The 11,671-nt window shown below is 51.6% G+C and carries 12 protein-coding genes; 5 read left to right on the top strand and 7 right to left on the bottom strand.

From position 1 onward, the window contains the following. Nucleotides 1–294 (top strand): formate--tetrahydrofolate ligase (locus tag MUB23_RS07080; protein ID WP_244799672.1); only part of this gene is annotated, 294 nt, incomplete at its 5' end. A gap of 94 nt (nucleotides 295–388) precedes the next feature. Here MUB23_RS07080 and MUB23_RS07075 read toward each other — a convergent pair. Further along, nucleotides 389–1,915 carry a Na+/H+ antiporter NhaC family protein gene (locus tag MUB23_RS07075; protein WP_244799671.1) on the bottom strand — a complete coding sequence of 509 codons (1,527 nt, stop codon included), beginning with the start codon at nucleotides 1,913–1,915 and terminating at the stop codon, nucleotides 389–391. A gap of 180 nt (nucleotides 1,916–2,095) precedes the next feature. Between MUB23_RS07075 and MUB23_RS07070 the strand changes: the two genes are divergently transcribed. From MUB23_RS07070 to MUB23_RS07060, 3 genes are read left to right on the top strand one after another with little or no spacing between them, the layout of a single operon-like run. Next, on the top strand, nucleotides 2,096–2,470 hold the full coding sequence (locus tag MUB23_RS07070; RefSeq protein WP_244799670.1) for a GntR family transcriptional regulator: 375 nt from the start codon (nucleotides 2,096–2,098) through the stop codon (nucleotides 2,468–2,470). Continuing rightward, on the top strand, nucleotides 2,457–3,320 hold the full coding sequence (locus MUB23_RS07065) for an ABC transporter ATP-binding protein (RefSeq protein ID WP_244799669.1): 864 nt from the start codon (nucleotides 2,457–2,459) through the stop codon (nucleotides 3,318–3,320). Before MUB23_RS07070 ends, MUB23_RS07065 begins: the two co-directional genes overlap by 14 nt. Beyond that, nucleotides 3,317–4,033, top strand: coding sequence for a hypothetical protein (locus MUB23_RS07060; protein WP_244799668.1), 717 nt, complete (start codon nucleotides 3,317–3,319; stop codon nucleotides 4,031–4,033). Before MUB23_RS07065 ends, MUB23_RS07060 begins: the two co-directional genes overlap by 4 nt. Before the next feature lie 120 nt (nucleotides 4,034–4,153). Here the strand turns inward: MUB23_RS07060 and MUB23_RS07055 are convergent, their stop codons facing one another. The 5 genes from MUB23_RS07055 to MUB23_RS07035 all read right to left on the bottom strand — a co-directional run bounded on the left by MUB23_RS07055 (nucleotide 4,154) and on the right by MUB23_RS07035 (nucleotide 8,651). After that, nucleotides 4,154–5,104, bottom strand: coding sequence for a transketolase family protein (locus MUB23_RS07055; protein ID WP_244799667.1), 951 nt, complete (start codon nucleotides 5,102–5,104; stop codon nucleotides 4,154–4,156). A 2-nt stretch (nucleotides 5,105–5,106) separates the two neighbouring features. Then, nucleotides 5,107–5,961 (bottom strand): transketolase, encoded by an 855-nt coding sequence (locus MUB23_RS07050; protein ID WP_244799666.1) that lies wholly within the window; start codon nucleotides 5,959–5,961, stop codon nucleotides 5,107–5,109. A gap of 20 nt (nucleotides 5,962–5,981) precedes the next feature. Beyond that, nucleotides 5,982–6,260, bottom strand: coding sequence for a PTS sugar transporter subunit IIB (locus MUB23_RS07045; protein ID WP_244799665.1), 279 nt, complete (start codon nucleotides 6,258–6,260; stop codon nucleotides 5,982–5,984). Nucleotides 6,261–6,402: 142 nt separating this feature from the next. Then, nucleotides 6,403–6,852: a PTS sugar transporter subunit IIA gene (locus MUB23_RS07040; RefSeq protein WP_244799664.1), complete on the bottom strand. Its 450-nt coding sequence runs from the start codon at nucleotides 6,850–6,852 to the stop codon at nucleotides 6,403–6,405. Further along, nucleotides 6,849–8,651 (bottom strand): Na/Pi cotransporter family protein, encoded by a 1,803-nt coding sequence (locus MUB23_RS07035; protein ID WP_244799663.1) that lies wholly within the window; start codon nucleotides 8,649–8,651, stop codon nucleotides 6,849–6,851. The genes MUB23_RS07040 and MUB23_RS07035 overlap by 4 nt, the downstream gene beginning before the upstream one ends. A 372-nt stretch (nucleotides 8,652–9,023) precedes the next feature. On the opposite strand from MUB23_RS07035, the gene MUB23_RS07030 reads away from it, so the two are divergent. After that, nucleotides 9,024–9,980, top strand: coding sequence for a 3'-5' exonuclease (locus MUB23_RS07030; RefSeq protein WP_244799662.1), 957 nt, complete (start codon nucleotides 9,024–9,026; stop codon nucleotides 9,978–9,980). Nucleotides 9,981–10,239: 259 nt separating this feature from the next. On the opposite strand, the gene MUB23_RS07025 is transcribed toward MUB23_RS07030, so the two are convergent. Then, nucleotides 10,240–11,607, bottom strand: a complete 1,368-nt coding sequence (locus MUB23_RS07025; RefSeq protein WP_244799661.1) for a D-alanyl-D-alanine carboxypeptidase family protein — start codon at nucleotides 11,605–11,607, stop codon at nucleotides 10,240–10,242. Nucleotides 11,608–11,671: the final 64 nt, after the last annotated feature.

Here is an 11,671-nt window from a genome sequence, read left to right as displayed (position 1 = left end):
GGAGTGCAGCTGACGGCAAATGCGAAGAAGCAGGCGGAGCAGCTGACGAAGCTTGGTTTCGACAAGTGCCCGATCTGCGTGGCGAAGACGCAGTACAGCTTTTCGGATGACGCGTCGTTAAAGGGAGCGCCGAAGGGATTCACGGTGACGGTGAGAAACCTGAAGATTTCGGCGGGAGCCGGATTCATCGTAGCGCTGACGGGCGATATCATGACCATGCCTGGTCTGCCGAAGGCGCCGGCGGCGGAGAAGATCGACGTGGATGAGAACGGAAAGATCAGCGGTCTGTTCTAAGTTGCAGACTTGAAAGGATTCCTTATTTATTAAAAAAATAAAAGGAGGCAGGTCCAAACCATTTGGATCTGCCTCCTTCTTGCCGGACAGACGGTTATTCTGTCTGTTTTTTCCCGTCAAATTTGCTGAACAGGAAGAAGCAGAAGAACATCAGCGCCACGGAACAGAGCAGCGGGATCCACGGGCTCTTCATGATGCCTGCCAGCAGATATCCGACAAAACAGATCGCCGCCACAAATGTGCTGTACGGAAGCTGTGTGGACACATGTTTCAGGTGATCACACTTGGCGCCGGTGGAGGATAGGATCGTCGTGTCGGAAATCGGGGAACAGTGGTCGCCGTAAACCGAACCAGCCAGGGTGGCGCCCATGGCCGAGAGCATATAAGGGGCGCCAGCTTCGCCGGAACAGATGGAAATCACAATCGGCAGCAGAATGCCAAAAGTTCCCCAGGCAGTTCCCATCGAGAAAGACAGAAACGCTGCGATCAGGAAGACAAAGGCAGGCAGGATGCTGAGCGGCACGCCGGAACTTTCCACCACACCACTGACAAAGGGGCCGGTGCCCAGCATATAACGGCAGGTGCTGCTGAGGGACCAGGCAAAGGTCAGAATCATGATGGCCGGGACCATAGACTTTACACCGCTGACACAGCCGTTCATAAAGTCGTGGAAGGTGAGAAGCTTGCGGGGGAGATACATCACGGCCGCAACCACCAGGGCGGCAAAAGCGCCGAGGGACAGGCCGAAGGTAGGCTGGTCGCCGATGGCCTCGATGAAACCAACTTCCCCGGTGAAATACCCGCCGACATAAGCCATTCCCAGGATGGAACAGATCACCAAGACGATGATGGGGATGACCAGATCCAGGACTTTCCCGTTCGGGGAGACGTGGATTCCCTGAATCTCATCGGAAACTCCAGTTTCTTGATATTCGCTGTCCAGAGCGTCCGCCTGTGCCTTTTTCATCGGTCCAAAATCAAATTTGGTCAGACACAGGAAAAAGACCATAATAATCGTAAGCAGGGCATAAAAGTTATAGGGGATTGCCTGTACAAAAGCGGAGAATCCGTCTTCCTCCGAACCCAGCTGCCCTGCTACGGCGACGGCCCAGCTGGAAATCGGGGAAATGATACAGATCGGCGCGGCAGTGGCGTCGATCAGATAGGCCAGCTTTTCTCTGGCTATTTTGAATTTGTCCGTAACCGGCTGCATTACGGTACCGACGGTGAGACAGTTAAAATAGTCGTCGATAAAGATCAGGCAGCCCAGAGCGGCCGTACAGGTCTTGGCTCCGGCGGGGGACTTGATCTTTTTGCTGGCCCAGTTCCCGTAGGCCCGCGATCCCCCGGCCATGGTGACCACAGCGACCAAAGCGCCCAGCAGGGACAGGAACAAGATCATAAAACCGTTCCCCCCAATCTGTTCCGCCATCATCTTCGGGACCATAAAAAGTCCTTCCATTACGCCGGTTCCAGCCGAACAGCTGTAGATGACGAGGCCGGAGGCAACGCCGATCAGAAGCGAAGAATACACTTCTTTGGTCAGCAGAGCCAAAATGATGGCTAGGAGCGGCGGCAGGATGGAAAGCCAGCCGACCTGTAGCATTTCATAACCTTCCATAGTTTTTCTCCTTTTCTCATAGAAATTGAGTGTAGTATAACATGTTCCGACAAAACCCGCAACGGTTCTTATCGGTAATTTTCAAAAAACTCTTGACAAACAAAGAATTCTTGGCTATACTTGTTGCATGGTTAATCACTCAAGTAATTAACCAAAAGACAAGTGGAAAGGAAGAGCCGAATGATACATTTGGACGATGAAAAACCGATCTTCCTCCAGATAGCGGAAGGGTTGGAGGACGGTATTCTATCCGGGGTGTTTCCCGAAGGCAGCCAAATTCCGTCGATCACGGAATTTTCCGTCCGGTACAAGATCAATCCGGCGACGGCTCTGAAGGGGATCAACTTATTGGTGGACGCGGGCGTGGTTTATAAGCAAAGGGGGATCGGCATGTTTGTCAGTGAAGGCGCTGCGGCGCAGCTTCGGGGAAAGCGAAAGGAACAATTTTACGATAAATACATTGGAGCTCTGGTGGAGGAGGCGAAGCGCCTTCAGCTGACCAAAGACGATATCAAGCAGATGATTGAGAGGGGATTTGATCATGAGCAGAATTGAAGCAAGGGGAATCGGGAAGAGCTATGGATCGATCAGGGCGCTGGACGACGTCGGTTTTACCTTGGAAGAAAATAAAATTTATGGGCTTTTAGGGCGAAATGGGGCCGGGAAGAGCACCCTCCTAAAGATATTAGCCGGTTGGATTTTCCCCGACCAGGGCGCGGCCAAGGTGGATGGAAATCCGGTCTTGAAGTCTGAGGATGCGATGGGAAAGATTTATCTGATGAGTGAACTGGATCTTTATCCGGATGGGATGAAGGTTAGGGAAGCATTCCGCTACGGTGAAAAACTGTACCCGCACTTTGACAGAAAGTACGCTGACAGCCTGGCGGAGAAGTTCCGCCTTTCGATGAAGACCAAAGTGAATAAGCTGTCCACCGGATACCGTTCGATCTTTAAAATTATCATGGCTCTTTCTTCCAACAATCCGATTATCTTTTTTGACGAACCGGTACTCGGACTGGATGCCAATCACCGGGAACTGTTTTACCGGATCTTTCTGGAAAAGTACATGGAACGTCCGTTTACGGCCGTGATCTCCACCCATCTGATTGAGGAAGTGGCCAATGTGATTGAGGATGTGCTGCTGATACGAAAAGGAAAGCTGATCTACCAGGGATCACGGGAGGAACTGCTGGAGCAGGGTTATGCGGTTTCCGGAAAAGCGGCGGATGTGGACCGCTATAAGCAGGGACGGCCGGTGATTGCCGAAGAAAGTTTCGGCGGGCTGAAAGCAGCATATTTCTGGGGAGAAAAGAGTCCGAATACACTTCCGGAGGGGCTGGAGCTGTCCAAGATGGATTTGCAAAAGCTTTTTGTCCGGCTGACCGGTGAGGAGGGAGAAGTATGAAACAAAAAGGAGCAATTTATTATCAGCTCAACGCAATGAAACGAGAGGTCGGATCCTTTTATCTGGTTATTATCCTGCTGTTGGTGTTTATGACGGTTTTTAGCCGGGTACTCCATGCTGGAGGATTTGGCGGCATGGAATCGGCAACACTGATCTGCGTCTTTGTGATTGGCTGCTGTTCGTTTAAGGAAGACTTTTACTTTTTGATCCAGGGTGGCGTGGGCCGGAAGACAATCCTGAAATCCCAGTGTATTTCCTATGCCATTCTCTGTGCCGGGATGGCCATGATGGATACGTTGTTAGCCTCTTTTGCGACGCTGATCAACCGGGCTTTGGATCTTACCGCCTACCGGCCTGTGCTGGTGCAGCTCTATCAGTGGGAAGATGGAATTTTCGCTCATATCCCAATGAATTTTGTGATCCTGCTTGCTGCATACCTGATGCTTTACAGTTTTGGATATCTTCTGGCAGCGCTCTCCTACCGGGGAGGAAAAGCGGTGACCATCGGACTTTCCGTTGGCCTGCCGGTCGGCTTGTTTGTCCTGCTTCCTGCGCTGTTGGAGTTTAACGTTGGGTTGGCGGAAAAGCTGGCGGTATTTTTTGTGCGGATCGGCAGTTCCTTTGGGCTCACCATCGGAATCCTTTTGGCCGGGGCGGTCTTGTTCTTTGGGATTGGCGGGCTCTTGCAGCTGGGCGCGCAGGTGAAGGAGTAAGGCTTCTCTTGTTTTTCCGGGCAAACTTCGTATTTGGAAGAACAATTAAAAAAGTTGTCTGCGGATGATCTTGGACCGCAGGCAACTTTTTCCTTTCACTCGTTCGGCGGGGTTCCTAAACTACAGATTCTCTTTGATCACCTTTACACAATTCTCCTGAGTCAAGCCAAAGGCGCTCTTTAAATAGGAGAGCGTTCCAACCTGGCCGAACTGGTCGTTTACGCCGATCCGTTTCAGTTTTACACCGCAGCCTCCCTCGGCCATAACCTCGGCGACAGCGCCGCCCAGTCCGCCGATGATACTGTGATTTTCAAAGGTAACGACCAGCTTTTTGCCGGCAGCTTCCCTTAAGATCAACTCGGAATCCAGCGGTTTTACCGTGAACATATCCACGACTTCCACGGAAATTCCCTCGGCAGCCAATTCTTCCGCCGCGTAGATCGCATCGTGCAGGACTTCGCCCATCGCAATGAGGAGAACGTCGGAACCTTCCCGGAGGATATTTCCCTTTCCAATCGTGAAAGTGGAGCCTTCGGCATAGATATTCACGGTGTTTTTCCGGTTGGCGCGGATATAGTGCACTCCTTTTAAGGGAACCAGCTCCCGGATCAGCCAGGCAAGCTGAGCGCCGTCGGCCGGGTCAAAAACCATGGCTTCCGGAATCGTCCGCATGATGGCTACGTCCTCAAAGGAAGTGTGGGTACCGCCGTTGGCGGCCACGCACACGCCGGGATCGGAACCGTAGATGTTGATCGTATTTTTGGCGTAGGCGCCGGAGAGGAAAATCTGGTCCAGGGAACGTCTGGCGGCAAAAGGCGCGAAGGTATGGACAAACGGCACGTATCCACGCATCGACATGCCGGCGGCCGCGCACATCATATTCGCCTCGGAGATTCCCATATTCAGAAAGTTATCCGGATGGGCTTTCTGAACTTTTCCAAACTTGGATGCACCGGCCAAGTCGGCATCCATGACAAACACTTTTTCATTTTCATCGATCAGGGCGTTTAAGGTGTCGGCAAATACGGCCCGAAGCTCCTGATCCTTTCCATCCATCGCTAATTTCCACATGCTTACAGCCCTCCGTTTTCTTTCAGCCAGGCCTCGATGCGGGCGATATCTTCATCGGTCGCAGCGTCGGCTTCGGCGTTGAATTTCGGTGCGTGGTTGTCCACCAGAGCTTCCCAGTAGGGGGATCCCTGGCCTTTGATCGTATTCATGACGACGCAGACCGCCTGATCTTTTACACCCTTTACTTCCTCGATTGCTTTATCGATCGCTTCCTCATCGGAACCGTCGCAGCGTACGGTGTAAAAGCCAAAAGCGCGCATCTTTTCCGCAATATCAAACTGGCGGATAATATTTTCCGTCCAGCCGTCGAGCTGGCGCTTGTTTTCGTCGATGAAAACAATGACCTCATTCAGTTTGTGAGAGGCGATAAACTGGAAAGCTTCCCAGCACTGACCTTCGTTCAGCTCACCGTCGCCGGCAATCAAATAGACTTTCTGGCCGGAGTGCTCCAGACGCAGCGTATAACCCAGACCAGCCGCCAGGGAAGTGCCCTGGCCGAGGGAACCGGTGGTGGCGTCCACTCCGGGCGTCTTGGTTTTATCGGGATGGGACGGAAGTTTGGTGCCGCCTTCGTTCAGGGTAAACAGCATATCTTTGTCAAAATAGCCCTGTTCGGCCAGCGTCGCGTAAAGGGCGGGGCCGGCGTGTCCCTTGGACAATACCAGATAATCCCGGTCTTCCCAGTTCGGATTTTTCGCGTCGTGGCGCAGGTGACGGTTGTACAGGACGGAAAGAAGCTCAATGATGGACATGGCGCCGCCCAGATGGCCGTACCTTCTCCATTTCAGCATCTTCAGGACATCCAGACGCACCTTTGCGGAATGGATCTTACATGCCTGCAGTTCCTTTTTCTCCATGATTTGACCTCCAGATTCTTCTATTCGTGAAAAGCCTTCGCAAGCTTCTCTGTGAGTTCCGGCATCGACATTATATTGGAAAGCACGATGACCTTTGGGAGCTTTCCGGCAAACTTTTCCAGATCTCCGCCTACGATGAACAAATCAGCGTTCTCGGCGGATGCGTTGTCCAGGGATGAATGGCGCACGGTAATTCCTGTTTTTCCCATCGCCTTCAAAGCTTGTTCAACATTCATCCGCATCAGCAGGGACGACCCCACGCCGGAGGCGCAGCAGCAAAGAATTCTTTGTATTGCCATTTTTTCCTCTCCTTTATTCCCGCAAAGCAAGAGCCAAGCCAATCCCACGAGGCTTTGGCGGTTGCCGCGAATCACTCCGATAATACTATAGCATGGATTTTGAAGATGTAAACACTTTTTTTGCCGTTTTTTGACCGGATTCTCACGGAATCGGCAAATCGGACAGGCAGACGGCGCAAAGTTCCTCCGCGCTGGCAGCGGAAAGCAACTTTTTCACGCGTTCTTCATCCGAGAGCAGGCGAGAAAGGTAAGCCATAACGGACAGATGATTTTCACTGTCCAACGCAGTCATAGCGAAAACTAACCGGACCGGCCGGTTCTCCGGAAACTCAACCGGCGCGGAAAATCCCGTTACAGCCAGCCCTTCCGATCGGGCACCCTGCTCCGGACGGCCGTGAATCAAAGCGATTTCCGGGAGCAGAATATAGTAGGGGCCGAATTCCAATGTGTTTTGAATAATCGCATCCGCGTATTCCGGGTCTGCCGCGCCTCTTTCGAGGAGCGGGAGAAGACTTAGGCGGATGGCGTCCTGCCAGCTTACTGCCGGCGGAAGGTAATGAATATCGGCGGCGGTGAGAGCGGGTATGTTCATGACTTTCCTTCCTTCTTGGGTTTGTTTTCCAGGAGGGGAACCAGGTACTGCTCACAGTATTTGTTAAAACGCTCCTGATACCCGGCCAGCTCTCCGCGGTGGACGGCTTTCAGATAACTGTGGCGGTCAAAGTCTTCATCCACTTTTTGCTTTTGAACGATATAGACTGCGATATTGGAACAATGGTCGGAGATTCGCTCGACGTTGTTCAGCAGTTCGATAAACGAAATCCCAGTATCAACGGCGCAGGTCCCTTTTTGCAGCCGCTCAATATGGTGGTTTCTCAGCTCGGCGATAATCGCGTCAATGGCTTCTTCCAGCGGTTCCACAGAGGAAATATGGTCTTTCTCCTCGGTTTGGAATGCAGCCAGGGTTTCATTGACAATATTGTGCACGGCCTCAAAAAGGATTCGGGCCTCGCGCATCCCCTGTTCGGTAAATGCGATATTGGTTTCCGACATGTATTCGGCGGTTTCCGAGATATTGACGCAGTAGTCGCCGATCCGCTCGTAATCGCTGACACATTGGAGGATTTCCGTGGCCTCGTGGGACTCCTGCTCCGACAGGCTGTGTCTGGTGACTTTTACCAGATATTCTCCCAAGGATGCCTCACACTTATCCAGAAACCGTTCATTTTCTTCCAACTGGGCCAGTTGGCGAAGGTCATATTTGTCCAGGAGAAGGCTCTCCGCTATCGTCAGGTTTTCCTGAATGGAGTCCCCCATGCTGTAGAGCACTTTCTTACATTGCTCCAGGGCGACGCCGGGGTTTTTCAAGAACAGCTCGTCCAGGTAATCCAGGGCATGGCTGGTATGAAGGGATTCATCTTCTTTGATCAGGTGTTCGGAAAGTCTGGCCAGCGCATTGACGAAAGGCATCAGGACCAAAGCAGTGATTAAGTTAAATCCCGTGTGAATGGTGGCAATGTCGCCGCGGTTCACGATTTCACTGAAAAAGGTAAAGTGGAAGACGGCGTTTAACCCATACATGCCGCAGGCAAAGAGGATGACGCCAAAAATATTGAAGAGAAGATGAACCAGCACGGCGCGCTTGGAATTCCGGCTGGTGCCGAAGCTTGCCAGGATCACGGCGAGACATTTGCCGATATTCTGGCCGAGAATCAGGGGAAACGCCATGGCAAAGGAGACGGTCCCTGTGGACGAGAGCGCCTGCAGGATACCGACGGAAGCCGAGGAGCTCTGAATCACAGCAGTAACCAGTGCGCCGACTAAAATACCGAGAAGCGGATTTTCAAACGCCAGGAAAAGTTTTTGAAAATTGGGATCGTTCCGCAAAGGCGACAGGGTGTTCTCCATGGTGGTCATACCCCAGAATAAAATGCCGAAGCCAAGTAAAAGATTGGCGATATTTTTCGTCTTTTTTCGTTTGGCCATCAGCATAATGCCGGCTCCGACGGCAATGATAATCGGTGCGAAAGCGGAGGGCTTTAATAAGGAAAGAAAAAGACCGCCGGATTCCAAATCTCCCAGACGAAGAATCTGGGCGGTGGCGGTAGAACCGATGTTGGCTCCGAAGATAACCGGGAGCGCCTGGGTTAGTTTCATCATGCCGGCGTTGACGAATCCGACCACGGTGATCGTGGTGGCGGCAGAACTCTGGATGATTGCGGTGACGCCTGTGCCAAGGGCCAGGCCCTTCCATTTGTTGCTGGTCAGTGTTTCCAGAGTTTTTTCCAGTTTGGCGCCTGCCAAACGCTCAATCGCCTTGGCCAGCAGGTTCATTCCGTACAGGAACAGGCCGATGCCGGCAAAGAGCGGCAAAAAAGATAGGATGTCCATAGCTTCCCCTCATCTACGGTAAAAAATAATGTCGGAACCATCAGGCAGGGGCCTGCGCTTCCGAAGACATGAAAAAACCTCGCGGCATTAGTCGCCGCGCTGGCTTTTCGTTCCGTTTTCCTCTAGTATACATGAAAACGCAAACGAAATAAAGAAGAATTTGCGCGGAAAAAAATAAAGACCGAGAAAGTTCCCTTTTTGGGGGAGACATGGTATAATGTCGTAAGACATGATACCGGCCCGAAGCGAAGCGTAGTGGCCATCCCAAGCGGAGCGATACAATGTCGAAGACATGGTATAATGTCGTAAGACATGATACTGGCCTAATACCTCGTTTTTCCGTATTAGAATAAACAAATCTAAGGAACGCTTATGAACTATGTAATCTTTGATCTGGAATGGAACCAGTGCCCGCAAGGGAAGGAAAAAGAAAATCCGAAACTTCCCTTTGAGATTGTGGAGATCGGCGCGATCAAGCTGGACGAAGAAAAAAAAGAAATTGGACGGTTTCAGGAAGTGATCCGGCCGCTGGTCTACCGCCGCCTCCATTTTCGCACCAAGGAAGTGATCCATATGGAGCAGGAGGAGCTGGATAAAGCCAGGACCTTTTCCCCCGTGATCCGTGATTTCTTAGAATGGTGCGGGGAGGACTTCAAGTTTGTGACCTGGGGAAGCCTGGATTTAAATGAATTACAACGGAATATGGATTATTACCGGATCAAAAATACGCTGCCCAATCCTCTGTTTTTTTATGATCTGCAGAAAATGTTCAGTCTTCTCTACGATGACGGAAAAAGCAGGCTGGCCTTGGAGCAGGCGGTGGAATATTTGGGAATTGAGAAAACGATCCCATTTCATCGGGCCTTTGACGACACGTACTATACGGCTGAGGTGATGAAACGGATGGATCTTGAAGAGGTGAGCCGCTATGAATCTGTGGACTATCACCGGATTCCCACCTGCCGCCAGGAAGAGATTTACCGGGATTTTGGCACCTATACGAAGTTTGTCTCAAAAAGCTTTTCGACGAAAGAAGAAGCCATGATGGACCGGGTGGTGAACTCGATGAGATGTAGCCGATGCGGATTGCCGGTGTGGAAACGGATCCGCTGGTTTTCCGCCGGGACCAATGTGTACCTTTCTTTGGTGCAGTGTCCGAGGCATGGTTATATCAAAGGAAAAATCAGAATAAAAAAGACCCCGGACGGACGGGTGTTTGCGGTGAAAACGATTAAGCCGGCCGATGAGGAAGCAGTTCAGAAATTAAGGGAAAAGAAGGAACAGATTCGGTCGAGACGCAGGGATCGGAGAAAAAAAGGAAGATCATGACAGATGGGGACCTGTTACGAATGGTTTCTGCCTGCTTGTGTTCCTTCCTAGTTTCGATTCTGTTTCGATTTTCTTTTTAAAATTTCGGAATCCTTAAGAGGCAGGACACATAACCGTCATGTTTCTTGGTTATACTGTATGTAACAACAAAAAAGTTGTTTATATAGTTTTCCAATAAGGTTCTTGCCTCATCCACAAGACCTTATAACCCTCTCCTTTCTCACAAAAAGAACCTGCCTTGCGGCGGGTTCTTTTTGTCTCAGTATCTGCCGCGGGAGCGGGGTCTTTTTCTGCGGGAGCGGGGAGCGGAATAAAAGTGTTTTTTCTTTCTCTTTAAGAGTGTGACCAAAAGAAGGATAACCAAGAGGGCGCCGGCTGCGATCAAGAGAATTCCGGCAACCGTCCAGACACTGATATTGCTGCGTTCCTTACTGTCAAACGATGCTCCGTTGTAGGGGAAAGTGGAGTCTTCCTCTGTTTTTACCGTCAGATTGGCCGTGCCGACCGGGACGCCGCGATAGGAATAAGTGACCGTTGCCAGAGAGCTTCCGTCCCCTCCTCCGTTCCAGGAAAACTGAGTTTCCAGAGAGGTTGCCGGGATAGAGTCCGGCAGGACAATCCATTCGTCCGCCGATACGGACAGGGACAGCATGCTGTTGTCCAGATAGGAGTTGTCGGAGGCGGCGATTCCGGAGTGGGTTCCATCGTCGATCTGTGAGACACGGTACATCTGAAAATGGTTAAATCCATAGTCAAATAGGGCGGTGGTTGAAGTGTACCGGGATTCTGAGGTCGGTCCGTCTAAAATCACACAGATCAGCTCCATATCATCCTTTACCGCATAGGTAACCAGGGTATAACCGGCTAAAGACGTGTACCCGGTCTTTCCCGCGACAGCGTAGTCATAGTGACCGGACCCAGGCAGGAGAAGTTTATGCTTCATGGTGATCGGAAGCGTGTCTTTGTGCTTATTGGTGGCAGGAATGGTGTAGCTGGTGGTGGAGTTAATTTCCAGGAAGGTGGGATTGGAAACGGCGGCCCGCATGATCAGGGCCATATCATGGGCAGTCGTGTAATGTTCCGGGTCATTCAGGCCGGAAGGGTTGGCGAAGTGGGTGTTGGTGCAGCCCAGCTCAGCCGCCTTTTCATTCATCCGATCCGCAAAGGCTTCCAGGGAGCCGGAGATGTGTTCCGCCAAAGCCTGAGCGACTTCATTGGCGGACGCCACCAGAAGACCGTAGAGGCAGTCGCGGACCGACAGTTCTTCCCCTTCCGTGCGGGCAATTCCGCTGCTGTTGTCTTCCAGCTCGTGGGTGGCGCGGTAAGAAAAGGTGACAACATCGTCCAGAGAACAATTTTCAATGGTCAGCAGCGCAGTCATCACTTTGGTAATGCTGGCCGGGTAGTGGGACTCGTTTGCCCCTTTTGCATATAGGATCGTGCCGGTTTTCGCTTCAATCAGAATAGCGTTCGGGGCTTCGATGGACGGCGTGGCGGGCATGCCCTCCAGAACCGTGAGATCGGTCAGCACTTCCTCTTCGGTGCCCGCCAGAACCGGCAGAGGCATACCGAAAAGGCAGAACGCCAAAAAAAGCGCGAGGATCCGGATGATCGGTTGCTTTTTCATGAGTTATCTCCTTATTAATAAAAGAGGTCTTGTGGACTTCGTTTGTATTTATATCACAAAATGG

Origin of the sequence: Cuneatibacter sp. NSJ-177 (genome assembly GCF_022867805.1) — a bacterium.
Taxonomy (GTDB): domain Bacteria; phylum Bacillota; class Clostridia; order Lachnospirales; family Lachnospiraceae; genus Pseudolachnospira.
The sequence above is the reverse complement of the archived record's forward strand: the minus strand, read 5'-3'. Positions and strand labels throughout refer to the sequence as shown.